This window comes from Streptomyces sp. NPDC092369 (assembly GCF_044755245.1).
Classification (GTDB): domain Bacteria; phylum Actinomycetota; class Actinomycetes; order Streptomycetales; family Streptomycetaceae; genus Streptomyces.
This window is the reverse complement of the sequence record NZ_JBIVQP010000003.1, coordinates 1,028,638-1,048,996: the sequence shown is the minus strand read 5'-3', so window position 1 is coordinate 1,048,996 and position 20,359 is coordinate 1,028,638. Positions and strand designations below refer to the sequence as shown.

The following is a 20,359-nucleotide window of genomic DNA, read 5'->3' as shown; positions in this document are numbered from 1 at the left end:
TGTCAGCTCCCGAACAGTTCACGAGCGGCGTGGCCGAGGACGGGGTAGATCGCCCCGAGCATGAGCACGACCCAGATGCCCACGACGGACCAGAGCATCTGCTTCTGGTAGCGCGGGCCCTTCGACCAGAAGTCGACGGCGATGACGCGCAGGCCGTTGAGCGCGTGGAAGAGGATGGCGGCGACGAGGCCGTACTCCAGGCACGCGACGAGCGGGGTCTTGTACGTGGCTACGACGTTGTCGTAGTCCTCGGGGGAGACACGGACGAGAGCGGTGTCCAGCACGTGAACGAACAGGAAGAAGAAGATGAGGACGCCGGTGACTCGATGAGCCACCCAGGACCACATTCCTTCCCGGCCGCGGTACAGCGTTCCAGCCGGCACGGAAGTCCCTCCGGGAGCGGGGATTGGGGCCGCGCCGGCTTGTGCTGTCGGTCGGGCCCGGCCGGGTACGGTCCACCGGCCCCCAGCATCGTAGCGACGCGCTGCCGCTCGGCTTACGCCGGGCCTACCTGTGTGATCAAAGTGGCACGCGTATGGGTGAGCATTGCGGCTTCCGGGGTGGTTGGTTCTCTTATGTGCCGGGTGCGGGTTGTTTGTGGCTGGTCGCGCAGTTCCCCGCGCCCCTGAGAGCCTCCAGGAGCCGTTTCTTTGCCAGGCGCCGGAGTTCTTCCGCCGCTACCGCCCGTTCCTCCTCCGGATCGTTTGTCAAACGTGACCGGATGCCTTCGAGGATGTGGTCCAGGCACTGGCGCGGCGGGGTGTCGCCCAGGTAGATGACGAAGGCGTGGCCGAAGCGGGCCTCGTACGCGGCCTGGGCCGCGCTCAGAGCCGTGTGGGCGGCCGAGTACGTGTCGTCGGGCAGCGTGGGCAGCGTTTCCGCGGCCAGGGCCTCCGACAGGTCCGCCGACGAGAGGTCGTACGCCGCCTCGTCCGATGCGGCCAGCAGGGCGTCGACGTCCGGGTACGGGCGATGGGCCGCCACTCGGTCCGCCCAGCGGTGGCTGCGCAGGCAGGTCAGGAGGAGGGCGCGGGCGTCGTCGAGCGGGGCGCCGTTGAAGGCGTCCAGGACGGTGGGCAGCGCCGGTATGCCGACTCGGCCAGGAAGGTGTGTGGGCGTCACGTGGGTTTCGGCAGTTTCGGCAGAGGAAGCGAGGGAAGCTGGGACAGCAGCGCAAACTGTGAAAGGTGTGTCGTCACGTTATCGAGCGAGCGCGTGACGTGTCCGACGGATGCCCGAATTTCACCCGCACGGGAGAGTTTCGGAACGTGTGGTGGACACCTCGCGCCCCCGAGGGGACTTAGGTTGGCGCTGTGAGCCAGCACAGGCGCCGGCCTCCGGCGCAGAAGGTCAAGCACAGGCGGATCATCGTCGCGGGCGCGTTCGCCGGGACGGTCGCGCTCGGGGTCGGCCTCGGTTTCTGGGCCTCCGGCGACGAGAGCGGGCCGGTCGGGGCGGAGCGCACGCAGCAGCCCTCCGACGCCAGGTCGGGCCTGACGCCCAGCGCGTCCGGGAGGTCGAGCCCCACGCCGACACCGACCCGCTCGTACGCCCTCTCGCAGGCCCCGAGGACGATTCCCGCCGTACGTTCCCACACCGCCGCCCGGGGTCCGGGCTGGCGTCCGGCGCGCGGTGAGCGCGTGGTCGTGGGCGATGCCGAACTGGCCGACGAGGGGCGCCTGATCGCCGGTGAGCTGGGGCTGACGTACGCAGGCGAACAGGACGACGTGCGCGCCGGGGACGTACGGCTTGCGCTGAACGACGACGAAGGGGCCGATCCTGAGTCGTACGCCATGACCGTGCGCGGTGGTCGGGTGAACATCAGCGGGCCCGCGGACTCGGGCGTGTTCTACGGGACGCGGACGCTCAAGCAGGAGGTGCACGGCGGCGGCACCGCGCCCGAGGGGGTCGTGCGGGACGAGCCGGCCAAGCAGGTGCGCGGGTTCATGCTGGACATCGCGCGCAAGCCCTTCACCGCGGCCTGGATCGAGGACCGGGTGCGGGAGCTGGGGGACCTGAAGTTCAACGAGCTGGGGCTGCACTTCTCCGACGACCAGGGCTTTCGGATCGCCTCCGACAGCCATCCCGAGATCGTGTCCAAGGACCATCTGACCAAGGCCGAGGTCACGAGGATCGTCGAACTCGCCGCGAGCCGGCACATCACCGTCGTGCCCGAGATCGACTCGCCCGGACACCTGGGCGCGGTCATCGCCGCGCACCCCGACCTCCAGCTGCGCAACACGCGGGGCGTCGCCACGCGCGGGGCCGTCGACATCTCCAAGCCGGCCGCCGCCGAGATCGTCGACGACCTGCTGAACGAGTACGCCGGGCTCTTCCCCGGCGGGCAGTGGAACCTCGGCGGCGACGAGTACCAGGCCCTGACCGTCTCCAGTCCCGCCGCCTCCTATCCGCAGCTCGCCACCGCCGCTCGCGAGGCCTACGGCTCCGGCGCGACCGTCGCCGACCTGACCACCGGCTGGCTCAACGACCGCGCCGACACCGTCCGCGCCCACGACCGCACGATGCGCGCGTGGAACGACGGCTTCTTCGCCGGTACGTCCGTGGCGGCGGCCAAGGACCTGCGGGTCGGGTACTGGACGGGCAAGGAGATCGGGGCGCGGCTGCCGGTGGAGTACCTGAGCGCCGGACGGAAGGTCGTCAACTACAACGACGAGTTCCTCTACTACGTCCTCGGCGAACCGAACACCTTCGTCTATCCGACCGGGCAGCGGATCTACGAGCGGTGGACCCCGCTCGTCGTGCGCGGCACGCAGGCGGTGCCCTCGAAGTACGACGGTCAGATCCTCGGCGGATCGTTCGCCGTCTGGTGCGACCTCGCCAACTCCCAGACGCAGGAACAGGTCGCGGCCGGCATCAGGATGCCGCTGCGGGCCACGGTCCAGAAACTGTGGGACCCGCGGCGGCCGGCCCGGTCCTGGACGCAGTTCAGGGCCCTTGCCGACAAGCTGGGGTGATCCCAGGATAGGGCTGCCAACAGACGTACGGCTGTGGTGTGTTCGGCGCGAGCCGAAGCCGAGAGACCGTGGGGGAACGGGACATGGGCTACTGGGGGTACTACGTCGTGGGCCGCAGCGAGCGGCCGCTGGCCGAACTGGACGCGCTGGCCGACGCCGAGGGCATGGTGCTGCGGGAGTCGGCGCCCGAGGGCTGGCAGGTGTGGGAGTACCCGAGCGGCGACGGCGAGGTCGGCAGCATGAACGTGCTGGCCCGGGAGACCGGCGCGCCCGCCCTCTTCGGGTACGTCATGGACAGCACGGCCGTGGTCGTCGAGGCGGCGGGGCCCGAGAGCGGGGCGTGGACCACCTGTCTGGCGCGGGCCGCGATGGCCGGGTACCTCGGCGCGGGCGACGACGGGCTCACCGTGGAGGACTACTTCCTGGACCCCCGCGACGCCGCCGACCGGGCCGTCGCCTGGGCCGCCGAGGCCGGATACGACGTGCCCGACGAGCCACTGATCGACGTACTGACCGCCGACCCCGATCCGCTCGCCGAGAACCTCTTCTTCCGGCTGCTGGACCGGCTGGGTGTCGTGCCGCTCTGACCCGAGCCGAGCCACCACGACCCCACGACGACCCCGCACCGGCTCGGCAAAAAGACCGTAATAAGAGACGCGACCGTTCCCAAAGTTGGGCGGCGGGAGCACTATGGCCGCATGGCCGACAATCGTCGTTGGTGGGCGCTGGTAGTCATCGCCCTAGCCCAGTTGATGGTCGTTCTCGACATGACCATCGTCAACATCGCCCTGCCCTCCGCCCAGGCCGCGCTGCACATGTCGGACGGGAACCGGCAGTGGGTGATCACCGCGTACACCCTGGCGTTCGGGGGGCTGCTGCTGCTCGGCGGCCGGGTCGCCGACCTCGCCGGGCGGCGCAACACGTTCATGATCGGGCTGCTCGGCTTCGCGGCCGCGTCCGCGCTGGGCGGGGCCGCCGCCAACTCCGGGATGCTGTTCGGGGCGCGCGCCCTGCAGGGCGTCTTCGCCGCGCTGCTCGCGCCCTCCGCGCTGTCGCTGCTCGCGACGACCTTCACCGATCCCAAGGACCGCGGCAAGGCCTTCGGCATCTTCGGCGCCATCATCGGCGCCGGCGCCGCGGTCGGTCTGCTCGCGGGCGGCTTCCTCACCGAGTACCTCGACTGGCGCTGGTGCCTGTACGTCAACGTCCCCATCGCGCTGGTCGCGTTCGCGGGCGCGCTGACGCTGCTCCAGCCCGGCGAACGCCACCCGGACGCCCACCTCGACGTGCCGGGCGCGCTGCTCGGCTCGGCCGGGATGCTCTCCCTCGTCTACGGCTTCTCCGAGGCGGAGTCCAGGAGTTGGAGCGACGGGCTGGTGCTCGGGCTGCTCGGCGGCGGGGTCGTGCTGCTCGGCGCGTTCGGTTTCTGGCAGACCCGGGCGCGGGTGCCCCTGCTGCCGATGTCGGTGGTCAAGGACCGGCAGCGGGTGGGCGCGTTCCTGACCGTGCTGCTGGTGACCATCGGCATGTTCGGCACGTTCCTCTTCCTGACCTACTACATGCAGGGCGTGCTCGGGTACTCGCCCGTGAAGACCGGTGTCGCCTATCTGCCCATCACCGTCGGGATGGTCATCGGCTCGACCCAGATCGCCGCCCGGCTGCTGAACAAGGTGCCGCCGCGCGTGCTGATCGTGCCGGGGCTGCTCATCGCGGCCGGCGCACTCGCGCTGATCGCCCAGGTGGGCGTGGAACCGGCGTATGCCTCCCACATCCTGCCCGGGATGCTGATGCTCGGCCTCGGCATGGGCACCGCGATGATGACGTCCCTGTCCCTGGCCACCGGCAGCGTCGCCCCCCGGGACGCCGGTGCCGCCTCCGCCACCTTCAACACCGCCCAGCAGGTGGGCGGTTCGATCGGTACGGCGCTGCTGAACACGATCGCCGCGACGGTGACGGCGCGCTATCTGACGGCCCACGCCGGACCGGGCGTCGACGCCCGGGAGTTGGCGGCGAAGGCCTCCGTGCACGGCTTCAACGTGGCCACCTGGTGGGCGATGGGCGCGCTGCTGCTGGGCGCGCTGATCGCCGGCGTGGTCGTGAACGCGGAAAGGGCGCCCACTCCCCAGGGTGGTCGGGGGGAGCAGGCGCCCAAGTCGCTGGAGGACGTGGCTACTTGATGTACACCAGGCCGTCCATCGTGATCGTCGGGCGGCCGCTGGTGCCCACCACGACGACCTTGACCGTGTGCTTGGCGCTGGCGGACCAGCTCTTCGTCCAGATCGCCTGGCGGTAGCTGGTGGTGGCCGACTTCAGGTCCACGGTCGCCGCCTTGACGCCGTCGACGTACACGTACGCCTGTCCCGAGGTCGACGCCCGCGAGACCACCCAGGACGCCGAGCGGCCGGTGAACGTCCAGGTCAGGCTCGCGTTCTTCGAACCGCTTGAGTACGACTTCCCACCGAGGTAGCTGGTGGACGAACGGCTGGTCCAGGTGCCGGTCTTCGTCGCCGAGGTCTCCTGGAGGATCAGCGGCGTGAAGGACGGCGAGGACGTGCGGGTGTTGCCCGCGTAGTCGGTCGCCCGCATCGACCAGACGGACGCGGAGCCGGGCTTGGCGGTGCGGCTGGACGTCGTCGCGGTCAGGCCCAGGGTGGCCGTCGCCGGGGTCAGCAGGTCGACCGACTTCAGGGCCTGCGCGTCGGTGGCCTTCCAGCCGAGGGTGACCGGGACGGCGGTGGTGCTGACCGTGCCGGTGCGCAGGGTGAGCTTCGGGGCGGTGGTGAAGGTCGGCGCGGTCGTGTCCGCGACGAAGGCGAGCGCGGCCGTGGTCGTCGTCCTGCCCGACTGGTGCGTGGCCCGCACGGTCACCTTGTGACTGCCCGCGGCGAGCGTGGTCTCGGCGGAGGTGGCCGTACCGGCGGTGGTGGCGACCACCTTGCCGTCGACCAGCAGATCGAACTTCGAGATGAGTGAAGTGGGCGTGCTGGTCGACCAGTTCACCGTGACGGCGCCCTTGGTGTAGTACGTGGAGCCCGACTTGCCCGCGCCGGTCACCGTGCCGGTCTTCAGGTCCTGCACCGGACCGGCCGCCTGGGTGCGGATGGCCGGCAGCTGGGCGTAGAGGGCACCGCCCGGGCACTCGGTGAGATAGCCGTCGCGGTGCGCGGAGATCCGGTTGAAGGAGTAGGCGGTGCCGGCGGTGAACTTCGTACCGGCGTAGTTGGGTTGCGTCGCGCCCGCCGTCAACTGCACCGTCCCGGCCGGGTCGGCGCCGTACTGGCCGAGCTTCCAGGCCGCGATGCGGGCGACCGATGTCAGGACCGCGCCGCTGGCTTCGGCTGTGGTGTAGTTGCCGAGCACGGCGATGCCGGTGGACTCGCGGTTCCAGCCGTAGGTGTGGGCGCCGAGCACCGGCAGGTCGACGCCGCCCTTGCGGCCCTCGAAGATCGTGCCGCACTTGTCGACCAGGAAGTTGTAGCCGATGTCGTTCCAGCCGTTGGTCTTCACGTGGTACTCGTAGATGCCCCGGACGATGGCCGCCGAGTCGGCGCACGAGTAGTCGTTGGAGCCGTCCGTGTGGTGCACGAACACGGCCTTCACGTCGGGGTTGTACTCCGACGGGTCCTTGCTGATCGACTCGTCCGCGCCCCAGCCGGCCCGCGTGGTGATCGGCGGCTCGGGCACGGTGGACGGCGGCGCGGTCGGCGTGGCCGAGGGGGTGGCGGTCGGGGTCGCGGTGGTCGTCGGCGACGCCGTGGTGGTCACGGTCGCGGAGGGGCTCGCGTCCGCGACGAACGCGGCCGGCTCGGCCTTCTGCTCCGCGGGCGTCACCACGCCCGGGTCCACCAGGTTGACCTCAAGTCCCTTGGGCAGTCCGGAACTTGTGCTGCCGTCCTCGTGGACGACCTGCGCCTGCACGCCGTCCGAGGGGCCCACCCACAGGGGCTCCGACGCGCCCCGGGCCCCGGCGCGCTCCTCGGGGTCCTCGACCGGGTCGACGTTCGTCTCCAGGTCCTGCCAGGCCGTCCACGCGCCGGTGTCGGTGCTGCGGGTGCGGACCTGGGCCGTGCCGTCCAGGTCCTTGGTCGCGCCCGTCCAGGAGACGCCCAGCAGCGAGAACTGCTTGGTCTCCGTGCGCGCCAGTTCCCGCTTGCCGGTCGCGGTGTTCTCCAGCGTCAGGTCGTACACCTTGGCCGGCCGCTTGGCCTGGCCGTCCGCCGCGCCCTCGGCCGACGGGCTGGCGATGGCGTAGGACGCCAGGCCCCCGCCGCCCAGCACCACGGCGCCCAGGGTCAGCCAGGCCCGGCGCTTCATGCTCAGCGGTCTGTACGCATGGGACGTACGACGACTCACCACGTGTTCCCCACCCCGAAGAAGGCCCGAAGGCCACAGAAGTCAGAAGAAAGTCACAGAAAACACACCCGTCACACGGGTGCTCCAGACCATTCAGCGGTCGCCGGGCGGCAAACGTCACGGGGGATCGGCCGACAGTGATGCAAGTCACCTGATGGCTCTGGGCAGTTGGGGCAGCCGACGAGCTGTGACACTTCTGTGCGACCTGGCGCTGTTGACCGTGAAGACGTGAACGATTCAACAGTGTCCGCGCCTTCTGTCAGGGCAGTGTCGGGCCAGGGAGGGGAACCCCGCCGCGTGCAGGTGTACGACGGGGAACTGGGCGCGTCCGTCGCGCGCGCCCAGCAGGGCGACGAGGCCGCCTTCGCGGTCGCCTACCGGCTGGTGCAGCCGGGACTGCTCGGCTATCTCCGCGGCATCGTGGGCGACGAGGCCGAGGACGTGGCCGCCGACGCCTGGCTGGAGATCGCCCGGGACCTCGGGCGGTTCAAGGGCGACGGCGCGGGCTTCCGCGGCTGGACGGCGACCATCGCCCGGCACCGGGCCCTGGACCACCTGCGCCGGCAGCGGGTGCGGCCCCGGCCGACCGCGCTCGAACAGGACGTACTGGAGCTGCCAGGACCGCATGCCACCGACGACCAGGCCTTGGAGGCGCTGTCCACCGAGCGCGCCCTGGCGCTGGTCCGCACGCTGCCGCCCGACCAGGCCGAGGCCGTGCTGCTCCGGGTCGTCGTCGGTCTCGACGGGCCCGCCGCCGCGCGCGTCCTCGGCAAGCGCCCCGGCGCGGTGCGTACGGCCGCGCACCGGGGTCTGCGCTCGCTCGCGCGGCGCCTCGGCGCCGAGGGTGTGACGAACGGGGACCCGCACACGCTGGGGGAGTCGACGTGAACGACGACAGCCGGGGCCGGCCGTAGGACACGGATGGGGCGGGGACATGGGTGAACGGCACGAGGGCGGCCGCACCGACGGCCCGGTCGTGGAAGTGCTGTTCGCCGGCGCCATCCGGGACGGGGTGCTGGATCCCGAGGGGGAGCGGCAGGCGGTGGACGCGTTCCGGGCCGCACGGGACGCGGGCACGCACCGGGCACCGACCCGGCGGCGGGACGACTGGCGGGCCGGGTGACCACCCGCGGGTGCCGATGAAGGTGATCACCCGCGTGTGCGAATGATTTCGGCCAGTCGGCGAATCGGCCGGGAAAGGCGCAGACGGGAGGTGGCGGAGCGCTCCCACCGAAGCAACGGCCGGGGCCGCCACCCCCCACAGGAGAGGCCCCGGCCGTCGCGCGGCACGGGCCGCGCGGCGACCCGTACTTGCTACAGCGCCATGAGTGCGGTTTCTGTCACACCCACGACCTCACAAGATGGTTGCAGCTTGTACGGACATGGACGAGCAGCGGTTTCAGGTCGTAACGTGCCTTTCGCGCCGGGCGCGGATGTCGAACAATCGCCGCAACCATCGGCAGACCATCGATCGAGGATGACGGGTGCTGGGGGACGACGCGGAGCTGACCACCGCGGTGCTTGCGGCACAGGACGGGAACGAGACCGCGTTCCGGACTGTGTACCGAGCGGTGCACCCGCGGCTGCTCGGGTACGTCCGGACACTGGTCGGTGACCTGGACGCCGAGGACGTCGCGTCCGAGGCCTGGCTGCAGATCGCCCGTGACCTGGAGCGGTTCAGCGGTGACGCGGACCGTTTCCGCGGTTGGGCCGCCCGGATAGCGCGCAACCGCGCCCTGGACCACATCCGCATGCGCGGTCGCCGTCCGGCCATAGGCGGCGACGAAACGGAACTCACCGGCAGGGCCGCCGAGTCCGACACCGCGGGCGAGGCCATCGAGGCGCTGGCCACCGACCGCACCCTCTCGCTGATCGCCCGCCTCCCGCAGGACCAGGCCGAGGCGGTCGTGCTGCGCGTGGTGGTGGGCCTCGACGCCAAGACCGTGGCCGAGACGCTCGGCAAGCGGCCGGGAGCCGTCCGCACGGCGGCGCACCGGGGTCTGAAACGCCTGGCAGAGTTGCTCGCCGACGATGCGGAATCCGCGGGTGCGCTCGACGCGATGCCGCACCAGCGAGAACCCGAAGACCGTGCGGTGACGTCCGCGAGTGTGACGCATACGCGTCCGCGGACGCAGAAGGACATGTGATGGCCGACGAGCAGTACAGGTGGCTGGACCCCGAAACAGCGGAGATGCTGCTGCGCGGAGAGCCACTGGACGCTGTCGACGCCACCTCCCGGGACGAAGCCGAACGGCTCGCCAAAACCCTCGGCGCGCTCTGCGCCGACGTCATCCCGCCCGGGCCCGAACTCCCGGGCGAGGCCGCCGCGTTGGCCGCCTTCCGCACCGCGCGGGCCGACCGGTCCGGTGCGGCCGTGGTCGGGTCGCCCACCCGCGGCCGGTCCTCCGACGCCGGGCTCGTGCGGATCGGCGGCCCCGGTCCGGACGCCCGCCTCTCCCGCTGGCGGCCCGTGCGCTTCGGGCTGACCGCCGTGCTGGCCGCCGGCATGCTCGGCGGGGTCGCGGTGGCAGCCACCTCCGGGATCCTGCCGACGCCGTTCGGTGGCGGCGGCCCGAGCCCCGTCTCCTCCGTCACGGCGGCCGCGTCGCCGGACCGGCCGCACGCCTCTCCCTCGGCGAAGGGCCTGCTGCCCGGCCACCCCACGCCCGACGGACCCACCGGCGGTCCCACCGCCTCGGACCCGGCGGGTCCCGGTGCCACGGTCGCGCCCGGCTCCGACGACCGCGCCGGCGGCAAGGACGGCGGCCGGTGGAGCGGCGGCCCGGCTGCCTGCCGTGATCTGCGGGACGGCAAGAAGCTGAGCGCCGAGCGCAGACGGGCCCTGGTGCACGCGGCGGGCGGTGTCGGGGGCGGCCGCGTGTGGCGGTACTGCAAGAACGCGCTCGGCGACGCCGGGTCCACCGCCAAGGACAGCGACGACAAGGGCAAGGGCAAGGGCGACGGCAAGGGCGACGGCAGGAACGACATCGGGCCCGGTGGGCACAGCGGCCCGGGTGACCAGGGTTCCCAGGGCGGCAAGGGCGATGACCTGGGCGGTGCCGACGACGGCAACCACATGGCGCCCGGCGGCGCGGGAGGGTTCGGCGGTACCGGACAGAGCGGCGGCCCCGGCGGATCGGGCGCCGTCCGGCCCCTGGTGCCGACGCGGCTGACGGCGCCCGCCGCGCCCACTCCGGCGCCGGATCCGACGTACAGCGCACTGTAAAGCTCTGACCTGCGGTTTCCGAATCTCTTGCCGCGAGGTGTGACGTTTTCGGCCGGGATGGCGCAGTACTCAATGAGCCGACTGGTCATCGGCCGTCGCACAGAGCCGGGGTTCCCCCCGTACCTTCGGCTCGTGCAACTCGGCGCGGGCGGGACACGTTCCCCCGGTCCCGTCCGCGCCCCGCACAGCTCACGCCCCGCGCCTCACCAGTACACGACGACCTTGTCGCCGTTGCGCACCTGCGCGTACAGACTCGCGATCGCCGCCTCGTCGCGGACGTTGACACAGCCGTGCGAGCCGCCCGCGTAGCCGCGGGCCGAGAAGTCGTACGAGTAGTGCACGGCCTGGCCGCCGCTGAAGAACATCGCGTACGGCATCGGGGAGTCGTACAGCGTCGAGTAGTGGTCGCGGGACTTCCAGTAGACGTGGAAGACGCCGTCCCGGGTGGGCGTGCCGGTCGCGCCGAAGCGGACCGCCATCGTGGACACCGTGCGTCCGTCGATCATCCAGCGCAGGGTCCGGCTGGTCTTGTCGATGCACAGCACCCGGCCGGTCAGACACCGCGGATCGGGCGCGCCGGCGGGCTGCCCGCCCTTGAGGTACAGGTCCCACTTCCCCGGCTCGTGCGTCATCTTCACCAGCCGCTGCCAGGTGACGGTGTCCGTCTCGCCCGTCTTCGGCAGCCCGCGCTTGCCCTGGAAGCCCTTGACCGCCCGCTCCGTCAGATCGTCGTAGGACCCCGTCGGCCCGTCGAACAGCCACTGCACCTGATGCAACCGGGCCTGCAGCTCCCGCACATCGCGCCCACTGTCCCCACGGGACCACAGGACGGCGGGCGCGGGCCCGGTCCGCTTGGCGGGAGTCGAGGAAGGGGAGGACGACCCGCTCGGCTTCCCGTCCGCCGACTTCTTCGTCGGGGGAGCGCTGCTCGGCAGCGAGATGTGCACCGGCGAGTCACCCTTGCCGTCCGCGCCCTGCACGGTGCAGCCGTACACGGCCGCCAGGGCCACGAGTGCCGCCGTCGTGACGATCGTTCTCCCCATGCCCCGTAGTCTGCCCCCGGGCGGGGGGTTGCGAACAGGGGGCTCTGACCTGCGGAATTCCTTCGTTCGGGTGATCGAAGGCGGAAGACGCACGGCGGCGGTTACGCTCGTGGAGAGTGGCCCCCGAAAAGGAGGATGCCGTGGCTGTACTGCAACACGAGCTGACGTTGAGCGAAGCCGCCGACCTGCTCTCCCGTGCACTGCCTGGGCACCGCGTGGAGATTCTCCAGGGGAGGCTCACTGTGACACCGCCGCCGGACGGCTCGCATGCACTGTCGTTGACGAAGCTGGGCAGGGCTTTCGACCGGGCCGGGATCGTGGAGGCAGGATACGAGTACGTCCAGGGCATCGGCCTCTGGCTGCCCACGCTGCCCGCCGACTTCGCGATCCCCGACTTCTCCGTCGTCGACGAGGACTTCCGGGACGCACACGTCCAGAAGAACTGCTATGCCCCGAACGTCTTCCGGCTGGTCGCCGAGATCACCTCGTCGAACTGGTCCGACGACCTCGGCCCCAAGGTCGAGTGCTACGCCGAGGCCGGCATCCCCGTCTACCTCGTGGCCGACCGCAAGCACGACGAGATCCTGCTCTACAAGGACCCGGTCAACGGCAAGTACCCGGCTCCCGAGCGCTACGAGCGGGGCCAGACCGTCCCCGTCCCGGAGTCCGTCGGCGTCGCCCTCGACCTCTCCGTGGACACCCTTCTGGACGGCGACGACTGACTGTCGTACCCCCATGCGACACTCGTCTGCATGTTCGGTGTCATCGACCTTCCCACCTATCTGGCGGGCCTCGTCCTGATCGTCCTGCTGCCCGGTCCCAACTCGCTCTACGTTCTCTCGGTCGCCGCCCGTAAAGGTGTGCGCGCCGGGTACACCGCCGCTGCCGGGGTGTGGTGCGGGGACGCCGTGCTGATGACCCTCTCCGCGGCCGGGGTCGCCTCGCTGTTGCAGGCGAACGCCGTGCTGTTCGGGATCGTGAAGTACGCGGGGGCCGGCTATCTGACCTGGCTCGCCATCGGGATGCTGCGGACCGCGTGGGCGATGTGGCGGACCCGGCGGGAGCGGGCCGTCGAGGAGGCGCCCGTCGCCGCGGCCGACGAGCGGCCCTATCGGCGGGCCTTGGTCGTCAGCCTCTTCAACCCCAAGGCGATCCTGTTCTTCGTCGCCTTCTTCGTGCAGTTCGTCGACCCGGGGTACGCCTACCCGGCCGTCTCCTTCGTCGTCCTCGGCACCCTGGCCCAGATCGCCAGCTTCCTCTACCTCAGCGCGCTGATATTCAGCGGCACCAAACTGGCCGCTGCCTTCCGTCGCCGCAAGCGGCTCTCGGCGACGGCGACTTCGGCGGCCGGCGCGCTGTTCCTCGGCTTCGCGGTGAAGCTGTCGCTGGCCGGGGGCGTGTAGATCACACAGGTCGGGCCGGCCGTATAGGCGGTCACGGGCGTTCGCCGAAGCCCGCGAGGTACTCCGGCAGCCCGGTGACCGACGTGCCCGCCCAGCCGACGTAACCGTCGGGGCGGACCAGGAACAGGCCCGGGCCGTACGTCTCTTCGGCGGCCGCGTGGACCACTCGTACCGTCTCGGGGAGCGACGCCGGCACGTCCGCGCCGAGGTCCGTGCCGAGCGCCAGCAGGGTCCAGTGCGGGCCCTGGAAGGCGTCGAAGAGGCGGGCACCCGCCACGGTCACGTCCGGCGCCCGGTCGCCCGCGCGCACCCGCTCCGGGGCCGTCCGCGTGTCCGCCGTCAGCGACGACTTCCAGTAGCCGAGCCCCAGTTGGCGGGTCGCCTTGCCGCGCTTCACCTCACCCCGGTGGACGCCCGTCGACAGGCCCAGTACCTGGGCGGCGATGGGGCGCCGCTCCTCCTCGTACGTGTCGAGGAGCCGTTCGGGCGCGCTCCCGCGCAGCACCGCGCCCAGCTTCCAGCCCAGGTTGTAGGCGTCCTGGACGCTGGTGTTGAGGCCCTGACCGCCGGCCGGGGAGTGGACGTGCGCCGCGTCGCCGGCGAGGAAGACGCGTCCGGCGCGGAAGCGGTCGGCCAGGGCGGCGCGGGGCTGGAAGTTCGAGGACCAGCGCAGTTCCATCACGTCCTCGGGGGCGAGGTGGGAGCGGGCGGCGACGACCTTGCGGACGCCGTCGAGCGAGGTGTCGACAGGTGTGCCCTCCGGGAACTGGGCGACGACCTGGAAGTCCTCCGTACCGGCGAGCGGGCAGATCGCGAGGAAGCCCTCGTCGCCGTGCGGCGGGAAGACGTGCCAGAAGTCCCGGCCCAGGCCGGCGATCCTGACGTCCGCCACCAGCATCGGGTTGGGGTCGACGGTCTCGCCGGCCATGCCGATCGCGAGGCTCCTGCGCACCGCCGAGCGGCCCCCGTCGGCCGCGACCACGTACCGCGCGCGGACCGGGTCGCCGGCGGCGAAGCGGACGGTCACGCCGTCGCCCCGCCGGTCGGGGGACTCGTCGAGCGAGACGGCCTCCCGGCCGAACTCCACCCGCCCGCCCAGTTCCGTCAGCCGCGCGAACAGGATTTCCTGCGTCCGCCACTGCGGGACCATCCACGGTCCGGTGAACCGCGTGTTCTCCTCGGCGTCCTCGGCCGGGTCGAACATCCGGTGCTCGCCGACCTGCTTCCCGTCCTGCCAGATCATCCCGACCGGGTACTCGCCGCCGGCCGCGAGGATCGCCTCCAGCACGCCGAGATCCTCGAAGACCTCCATCGTGCGCGGCTGGATGCCCTTGCCGCGCGAGCCGCGGGCCAGCCCCTCGCCGCGCTCCACGATCAGCGCGTCCACCCCGCGCCGGGCGAGGTCGATCCCGAGGGCGAGGCCGGTCGGGCCCGCGCCGACGATCAGTACGTCCACCGTTGCCAGGTCCGCCGACGGTCCGTTGGCACTCATGATCCATCTCCTTAACGCTGTTAAGTTCCGTTGCTCGCAAGCGTGCCCTTAACGCTGTTAAGGTGTCAAGCTGTCCAGCGTGAGTACGGAACGACGTGCGCCCCTCGACCGCAAGCGAGTCGCGGACACCGCCCTGAAGCTGCTGAACGAGGCCGGTCTGGAGGGCCTGACCCTCCGTGCCATCGCCAGGGAACTGGACGTCAAGGCGCCCGCGCTGTACTGGCACTTCAAGGACAAGCAGGCGCTGCTGGACGAGATGGCGACCGAGATGTACCGACGGATGGTGGCGGGGACGGCCCTGGATCCCGCGGACACCTGGCGGGAGAGGCTGCTCAAGGCCAACCGCGGGCTGCGTGCGGCCCTGCTCGGCTACCGCGACGGCGCGCGGGTCTTCAGCGGCTCCCGCTTCACCGGCACCGAGCACGGCCGCGAGATGGAGGACAACCTGCGGGTGTTCCGAGCCGCCGGCTTCACCCTCGCCCAGTCGGTCCGCGCGGCGGCCACGGCGAACGCGTACACGATCGGCTTCGTCATCGAGGAGCAGGGCGTCAAGCCGCTGCCCGAGGAACGGCGCGCGGGCTACGACGTCGAGGAACGGGCCCGGCTGCTGGCCGAGTTCCCGCTGTCGGCCGCGGCCGGCGCGGAGATCTTCGAGGACTACGACCGGCAGTTCGAGGAGGGCCTGCAACTGGTCCTCATGGGCATCGAGGCCTGCTACCGCCCGTCGGGCTGAGCCGCGCCACCGGCGCTGCCGCCCGCCTCGCCGTCCCTCACGCCGACGCCAGTACCCGCTTCAGGCGGGGCCCGAACGGACGCTCCACGAACCGGTGGATGAGCCAGGCCAGGCCCAGCAGGCCCGCCACCGTGAGAGTGAGCGTCATGCGCGCGGGCAGGCCGAGGACCGCGTGCAGCATGTGGATGACCGGCCAGCCCAGGTGCTCGTGGACCAGGTAGAAGGGGTAGGTCAGGGCGCCCGCCGTCGTCAGCCAGGGCCAGTTCGCCCAGCCTAGGCGGCCCAGCGCGATCGCCGCGACCGCCGCGAAGCCCAGCGTCACCACCAGGACGATGCCGAACATGGTGCGATGGGCGAACGCGTCCGTGCTCGCCGGGCGCCACAGCGCCGCCACCGCCTCGTGCTGCCCGATCAGCCAGCCCACGGCCACCACCGACCACGCGTAGACGTCCCGCCGGTCGCGGTGGACCAGGTAGAGGCCGACACCGCCGACGAAGAACGGCGCGTACTCGGGCATCACGACGATGTCGAGCAGCGGTTCGTGCGCACCCCGGGCGATCGCCGCAGCCGCCATCCAGCCCGCGCAGAAGAGCAGCACCCGGCGGCGGTTGGCCCCGGGGACCACGACCAGCAGCGCGAACAGCGCGTAGAAGCGGACCTCCGCCCACAGCGTCCAGCACACCCCGAGCACCCGCTCCACACCCAGCGGCTGTTGAAGCATCGTCAGGTTGACCAGCGCGTCGCTCGGCGAGACCGCCTCATAGGCGACCACCGGGAGAGTGAACACAGCCGTCACGAGTACGATGGCCGCCCAATAGGCGGGCAGCAGTCGCGCGGCACGGGACGCGAAGAAGGATTTCACCGGGCGTCCCCATCCGCTCATGCAGATCACGAACCCGCTGATCACGAAGAAGACCTGCACACCGAGACAGCCGTACGCGAAATACGAATGCAATGTGGGGAACTGCTCGCGTGGGGAACTTCCCCACGCGCGGGCGACCTCGCCGTCGCGGCCGCCGTAGTGGTAGCCCGCCACCATCAGGGCGGCGAGCAGCCGCAGTCCGTCCAGCGACCGCAGCCTGGGCTCCGGGGCTTTGACCTCGGATTCCGCGGGCGGTCTTTCGATCAGAAGCTCTCTATGGGGGAGTCGGCGCCAATAGTCCGAATCGTGGCGAAAGCTTGGTCGACGGCCCAACGATTCGTCCTCCGGCTTCCATCAGTTCACCTGAACGTCGCTTTTGCTTCCTAATTTTTCCAGCATCCCCCTACGCCGTGGTAAACCCGGCGAACGACTCAGTTTTCACCGCATTGGCTTGGCAAATACCCAGGAGCGCCATGACGAGGGTCCAGAACAGACGCGCACGTGTACGTGGAGGGGAGCTGGACGACTGCTTGCGCGCGTGTGCCGCGCACAGCGGAAAACTCGTCGGCAGCATCGACCGCAAGCGCGTGGAACTCGCCGAGCAGCTGCGCAAGCTGCTCGTCGTGTGGGGCACCACCTCTGTGGCGGCCCCCGCGCCCGCGCCCGCCGGCGGCGCCACCGCGCTGCTCAAGCGCGCGGTGAAGGGCGCCGCGGCACCCACGGGCGGCATCCCGAACGAGGTGCTCGACGCCCTGCTCGCCGTAGCCAACAAGGCACTTGAGGCCGGTTACGACGACGAGCTCAACCTCGCCCTGGTCATCAGCGACACCGTCCTGGCCCAGCGCAAGAACTCCCGCGCAGGCTGGCGTCTGCGCGCCCGTCTCCTGGAGGCGATCGGCGACGAGACCGAGGCCCTGGAGGCGTACGAGAAGTACCTCTCGCTCACCGACGACGACGGCTTCGGCGTCCGCAACCGGATCGCGGGACTGCGCCTGGCCGGCCAGAAGGAGGGCGAGCTGATCGCCCTCCTGAAGCGGCAGACCCCGCGCGCCGAGGAGTTCACCCGCCGCCCCGCCACCGACGTGTGGGCCGAGGGTCTGGCCGCGCAGGCCGTCGGCGACTGGAGCGAGGCCGAACCCCGCCTGGTGGGAGCGCTCCTGACGCTGACCGCCGAGGAGGCCCCGGTCAACGACCGCCAGGAGCTGCTCAGTCAGTACCTGGACCTGCGCCTGACCGCCCCCGGCGTCGACCTGCCCGCGCTCACCGAGGCCCTCGCCCTCTACGCCGAGCAGCGCCGCACCCGCATGCGCGGACCGGTCGCCGACCCGACCGTCGGCGGTGTGGAGTGGATCAGCCTCGGCGAGTTCCGCAACCTGATCGCCGGCAAGTCGATCGCGCTGATCGCCAACTCCGGCCGCGTGGGCGCCAGTTCGATGGGCAGCGAGATCGACGCGTACGACCTCGTCGTGCGCTTCAACTCGTACCGGATCGACCCGAGGAACACCGGCAGCAGGACGGACATCCACGCCACGATCCACAAGCACGGCTTCAACTGGGACAAGCAGGTCTCCACGCGCCTGGTCTTCGGCGGCATCTCCGGCGACTGGAAGTACTCGCTGCGCAACCGCCTGGTGCCCGGCGCCCAGACCTACCTCGGCGACGAGTCGCTGCGCTGGCCGGTGCGGAACATCGGCAAGCTCAGCACGGACGTCTGGTCGGGCATCCCGACCACCGGCTTCAACATGCTGTACCTGCTGGACTTCCTCGACGTCAGCCCGAAGCTCGACCTGATCGGCTTCGACTTCTACGAGAGCGGCGCCTACCGCGTCCAGGAAGCGATGAAGCTCGCCATCACCTCCGTGCACGAATACACCAGCGAGAAGGCATGGGTCATGGAGCGGGCCCAGAGCGTGACCGACATGAGGATATCCCTGCGATGACCACGACCTCCCTGACCGGGGCCCCCGCCGTCCAGGCCCCGTCGACCGACGCGGCCGCCCTGACCGGCAAGCGGCGCATCGCCTTCGCGAGCTTCGTCGACGAGAACTACCTGCCCGGCTTCCTCGTCCTGCTGCGCAGCCTGGCGCTGTCCAACCCGAGCGTGTGCGAGGACTTCGTCGTCCTCTACGACGACCTCAAGGCCGGCTCGATCGCCCAGATCCGCGCCCTGCACCCGCGCATCGTGATGCGGCGCGTCGACGCCGACCACTACGACTCGTACCAGAAGGGCGACCAGGACAACTACCTGGTCCGCAAGGCGTACTTCATCCTGGACGTCTTCAGGATCCGTGAGTACGACACCGTCATCACACTCGACACGGACATGGTCGTCCTGGGCAGCCTGAGCGAACTCCTGGAACTGCGCGAGGGGTTGGCGGCCGTCCCGCAGTTCTTCTACGGGCAGCACAAGCTCAACTCCGGTCTGCTGGTGATCCAGAAGGAGTACCTGAGCGACGAGTTCTGCGCCCGCCTGGACCGCTGCGGCCGCTCCGGCGACTACGAGCTGGACAAGCACGACCAGGGCATCCTCAACTCGGTCCTGAACGGCGACTTCGTCCGCCTCGACCCGCGCTACAACTTCGTCAAGCGGCGGCTGTCCGGCGACCTCCCGGTCCCCGAGGACACCGCGATCCTGCACTTCACCGGGCGCCACAAGCCCTGGCAGGGCGGCGAGGCCGGCTACAGCCAGGCGGAGGCGCGCTGGCGCGAGTTCGAGCTGACCGACGCCGAGTTCCACGCCGCGTACATGGAGGCCCCCGGCGGCCTGCACCACGACCTGCTCGTGCACTACGGCACCCCGCACGTCGCCCGCACCGGCGATGTCGAGGTCGCCCGCAAGGTCGCCGCCGCGCACATAGGCAACGGCGACTACCAGGACGCCGTCGACGTCCTCTCCGGCGTCCACATACCGCTGGACGAGGCCTGGCCGCACGAGGTCTTCGGCCACGCCCTGATGAGCGTCTCCCGCTACGAGGAGGCCAAGGCCCAGCTGCTGCTGGCCACCGCCGCCCCCAACCGGGCCGCCACCTCCTACGCCCGGCTCGCCCAGATGGCCTGGGTGCACGGCGACAACGCCAATGCGCTGAAGTACGCCACGGCCGGCATCGCCGTCGACCCGACCCACCGCTCCAGCCGCCTGTGGGCGCAGCGCGCGGCCTCCGTGCCGGCCCAGGAACAGGGCGCGCCCGAGGACCAGTTGGCGCACGTCGCGTTCTACATGGACCGGCAGGGCAACGCGGGCGACAAGCTCCTTCCGGAGAGCGTCCGTTCGGCCTTCGGGCCGGACACCACCTCCCGGCGCTGGCACTCCGTCCACGCCCACCGCCTGTTCGACAAGGCGGCCCTGGAGCGCGTCAACAAGCGCCGGGGCCTGGTCATCGGCGGCGGCGGTCTGTTCATCCCGGACACCATGCCCAACGGCAACAGCGCCTGGCAGTGGAACGTCCCGGACGAGCACCTCGCCGCCATCGACGTGCCGATCGCCGTCTTCGCCGTGGGCTTCAACGCGTTCGACGGCCAGTCCTACCGGGCCAACCGCTTCCGGGACTCGCTGCGCCTGCTGGTCGAGAAGTCCAGCTTCTTCGGCCTGCGCAACCACGGCTCGATCGAGAAGGTCCGGGCGATGGTCCCGGCCCACCTGCACGACAAGATCCGCTTCCAGCCCTGCCCGACGACGGTCACCCGTCAGCTGGTGCCGGGCTGGCAGGACCCGGCGCGGCGCGACGACACCATCCTGATCAACGCGGCCTACGACCGCGCGGGTCTGCGCTTCGGCCACGACTACGCGTACTTCCTGGCCCAAATGGCCAAGGCCGTACGGGACTTGGGCGAGCTCGCCGAGGTCCGGTGCGTGGCCCACTCGCTCGACGACGAGAAGATCGTCTTCGACCTGCGCCGCGAGCACGGCATCTCGATGCCCGTCATCCCGATGTACGACTTCGAGAACAAGGAGATCCTCGATCTCTACGCCCGCACCAAGCTGGTGATCGGCATGCGCGGCCACGCGGGCATGATCCCGTTCGGCGTCGGCACGCCCATCATCAGCCTGATCTCGCACCCCAAGATGGCGTACTTCCTGCGGGACATCGAGCGCCCCGAGTGGGGCGTCTCCGTCCACGACCGCCACCTCGCGGCCCGTCTGGTGGAGCGCTCCAGGGACCTCCTCGCCGACCACGACAAGACGGTCGCCGACGTCCACGGCCGCCAGCAGGAACTGTGGAAGGCGACCGAGGCGAACGCCGCCGACCTGCGGGTCATCCTGGGCGGCTGAGC

Annotated in this window: 18 protein-coding genes; 12 read left to right on the top strand and 6 right to left on the bottom strand. The window is 70.8% G+C overall.

The features are described 5' to 3' along the window. Window positions 1-2: 2 nt before the first annotated feature. Both sdhC and ACIQI8_RS21650 read right to left on the bottom strand, forming a co-directional pair. On the bottom strand, window positions 3-383 hold the full coding sequence (gene sdhC, locus ACIQI8_RS21655; protein ID WP_402352882.1) for a succinate dehydrogenase, cytochrome b556 subunit: 381 nt from the start codon (window positions 381-383) through the stop codon (window positions 3-5). A gap of 190 nt (window positions 384-573) precedes the next feature. Next, on the bottom strand, window positions 574-1,122 hold the full coding sequence (locus ACIQI8_RS21650; RefSeq protein ID WP_402352879.1) for a 2-oxo-4-hydroxy-4-carboxy-5-ureidoimidazoline decarboxylase: 549 nt from the start codon (window positions 1,120-1,122) through the stop codon (window positions 574-576). Window positions 1,123-1,313: 191 nt separating this feature from the next. Here ACIQI8_RS21650 and ACIQI8_RS21645 point away from each other — a divergent pair, with 191 nt between their 5' ends. The 3 genes from ACIQI8_RS21645 to ACIQI8_RS21635 all read left to right on the top strand — a co-directional run bounded on the left by ACIQI8_RS21645 (window position 1,314) and on the right by ACIQI8_RS21635 (window position 5,152). Next, window positions 1,314-2,975: a family 20 glycosylhydrolase gene (locus tag ACIQI8_RS21645; RefSeq protein WP_402352876.1), complete on the top strand. Its 1,662-nt coding sequence runs from the start codon at window positions 1,314-1,316 to the stop codon at window positions 2,973-2,975. Window positions 2,976-3,058: 83 nt separating this feature from the next. After that, a complete protein-coding gene (locus ACIQI8_RS21640; RefSeq protein ID WP_402352873.1) occupies window positions 3,059-3,562 on the top strand; it encodes a hypothetical protein in 504 nt (167 codons plus the stop codon). 111 nt (window positions 3,563-3,673) lie between these two features. Next, on the top strand, window positions 3,674-5,152 hold the full coding sequence (locus tag ACIQI8_RS21635) for an MFS transporter (protein WP_402352870.1): 1,479 nt from the start codon (window positions 3,674-3,676) through the stop codon (window positions 5,150-5,152). Here ACIQI8_RS21635 and ACIQI8_RS21630 read toward each other — a convergent pair. Further along, window positions 5,145-7,289: a peptidoglycan recognition protein gene (locus ACIQI8_RS21630; protein WP_402352867.1), complete on the bottom strand. Its 2,145-nt coding sequence runs from the start codon at window positions 7,287-7,289 to the stop codon at window positions 5,145-5,147. The genes ACIQI8_RS21635 and ACIQI8_RS21630 overlap by 8 nt on opposite strands. Before the next feature lie 282 nt (window positions 7,290-7,571). Between ACIQI8_RS21630 and ACIQI8_RS21625 the strand changes: the two genes are divergently transcribed. From ACIQI8_RS21625 to ACIQI8_RS21610, 4 genes are all read left to right on the top strand, one after another. Continuing rightward, a complete protein-coding gene (locus ACIQI8_RS21625) occupies window positions 7,572-8,216 on the top strand; it encodes an RNA polymerase sigma factor (RefSeq protein ID WP_402352864.1) in 645 nt (214 codons plus the stop codon). A 46-nt stretch (window positions 8,217-8,262) separates the two neighbouring features. Then, complete coding sequence (locus ACIQI8_RS21620) at window positions 8,263-8,451, top strand: hypothetical protein (protein ID WP_402352861.1); 189 nt, start codon at window positions 8,263-8,265, stop codon at window positions 8,449-8,451. A gap of 361 nt (window positions 8,452-8,812) precedes the next feature. After that, window positions 8,813-9,475: an RNA polymerase sigma factor gene (locus ACIQI8_RS21615; protein ID WP_402352858.1), complete on the top strand. Its 663-nt coding sequence runs from the start codon at window positions 8,813-8,815 to the stop codon at window positions 9,473-9,475. After that, window positions 9,475-10,554 (top strand): hypothetical protein, encoded by a 1,080-nt coding sequence (locus ACIQI8_RS21610; protein WP_402352855.1) that lies wholly within the window; start codon window positions 9,475-9,477, stop codon window positions 10,552-10,554. Before ACIQI8_RS21615 ends, ACIQI8_RS21610 begins: the two co-directional genes overlap by 1 nt. A 203-nt stretch (window positions 10,555-10,757) precedes the next feature. Here the strand turns inward: ACIQI8_RS21610 and ACIQI8_RS21605 are convergent, their stop codons facing one another. Beyond that, complete coding sequence (locus ACIQI8_RS21605; protein ID WP_402352852.1) at window positions 10,758-11,597, bottom strand: L,D-transpeptidase family protein; 840 nt, start codon at window positions 11,595-11,597, stop codon at window positions 10,758-10,760. A gap of 140 nt (window positions 11,598-11,737) precedes the next feature. On the opposite strand from ACIQI8_RS21605, the gene ACIQI8_RS21600 reads away from it, so the two are divergent. Together ACIQI8_RS21600 and leuE are read left to right on the top strand one after the other, a co-directional pair. Then, window positions 11,738-12,319, top strand: a complete 582-nt coding sequence (locus ACIQI8_RS21600; RefSeq protein WP_402352849.1) for a Uma2 family endonuclease — start codon at window positions 11,738-11,740, stop codon at window positions 12,317-12,319. 30 nt (window positions 12,320-12,349) lie between these two features. After that, window positions 12,350-13,000 carry a leucine efflux protein LeuE gene (leuE, locus tag ACIQI8_RS21595; RefSeq protein WP_402352846.1) on the top strand — a complete coding sequence of 217 codons (651 nt, stop codon included), beginning with the start codon at window positions 12,350-12,352 and terminating at the stop codon, window positions 12,998-13,000. A gap of 31 nt (window positions 13,001-13,031) precedes the next feature. Here leuE and ACIQI8_RS21590 read toward each other — a convergent pair whose 3' ends face one another. Continuing rightward, window positions 13,032-14,492, bottom strand: a complete 1,461-nt coding sequence (locus ACIQI8_RS21590; protein WP_402352843.1) for an FAD-dependent oxidoreductase — start codon at window positions 14,490-14,492, stop codon at window positions 13,032-13,034. A 79-nt stretch (window positions 14,493-14,571) separates the two neighbouring features. Here ACIQI8_RS21590 and ACIQI8_RS21585 point away from each other — a divergent pair, with 79 nt between their 5' ends. After that, a complete protein-coding gene (locus tag ACIQI8_RS21585) occupies window positions 14,572-15,225 on the top strand; it encodes a TetR/AcrR family transcriptional regulator (protein WP_402352840.1) in 654 nt (217 codons plus the stop codon). A gap of 37 nt (window positions 15,226-15,262) precedes the next feature. Here ACIQI8_RS21585 and ACIQI8_RS21580 read toward each other — a convergent pair whose 3' ends face one another. Then, on the bottom strand, window positions 15,263-16,354 hold the full coding sequence (locus tag ACIQI8_RS21580; RefSeq protein WP_402354088.1) for an acyltransferase family protein: 1,092 nt from the start codon (window positions 16,352-16,354) through the stop codon (window positions 15,263-15,265). 263 nt (window positions 16,355-16,617) lie between these two features. On the opposite strand from ACIQI8_RS21580, the gene ACIQI8_RS21575 reads away from it, so the two are divergent. Continuing rightward, window positions 16,618-18,027, top strand: coding sequence for a glycosyltransferase family 29 protein (locus tag ACIQI8_RS21575; protein ID WP_402352837.1), 1,410 nt, complete (start codon window positions 16,618-16,620; stop codon window positions 18,025-18,027). Next, window positions 18,024-20,357 carry a glycosyltransferase gene (locus ACIQI8_RS21570; RefSeq protein ID WP_402352834.1) on the top strand — a complete coding sequence of 778 codons (2,334 nt, stop codon included), beginning with the start codon at window positions 18,024-18,026 and terminating at the stop codon, window positions 20,355-20,357. Before ACIQI8_RS21575 ends, ACIQI8_RS21570 begins: the two co-directional genes overlap by 4 nt. Window positions 20,358-20,359 lie beyond the last annotated feature (2 nt).

Bases quoted from the DNA above. Each gene is read 5' to 3' on its own strand.
- ACIQI8_RS21640 (WP_402352873.1), top strand. From the start codon at position 3,059: ATGGGCTACTGGGGGTACTACGTCGTGGGCCGCAGCGAGCGGCCGCTG.
- ACIQI8_RS21635 (WP_402352870.1), top strand. From the start codon at position 3,674: ATGGCCGACAATCGTCGTTGGTGGGCGCTGGTAGTCATCGCCCTAGCC.
- ACIQI8_RS21630 (WP_402352867.1), bottom strand. From the start codon at position 7,289: ATGAAGCGCCGGGCCTGGCTGACCCTGGGCGCCGTGGTGCTGGGCGGC.
- ACIQI8_RS21620 (WP_402352861.1), top strand. From the start codon at position 8,263: ATGGGTGAACGGCACGAGGGCGGCCGCACCGACGGCCCGGTCGTGGAA.
- ACIQI8_RS21610 (WP_402352855.1), top strand. From the start codon at position 9,475: ATGGCCGACGAGCAGTACAGGTGGCTGGACCCCGAAACAGCGGAGATG.
- ACIQI8_RS21605 (WP_402352852.1), bottom strand. From the start codon at position 11,597: ATGGGGAGAACGATCGTCACGACGGCGGCACTCGTGGCCCTGGCGGCC.
- leuE (WP_402352846.1), top strand. From the start codon at position 12,350: ATGTTCGGTGTCATCGACCTTCCCACCTATCTGGCGGGCCTCGTCCTG.
- ACIQI8_RS21590 (WP_402352843.1), bottom strand. From the start codon at position 14,492: ATGAGTGCCAACGGACCGTCGGCGGACCTGGCAACGGTGGACGTACTG.
- ACIQI8_RS21570 (WP_402352834.1), top strand. From the start codon at position 18,024: ATGACCACGACCTCCCTGACCGGGGCCCCCGCCGTCCAGGCCCCGTCG.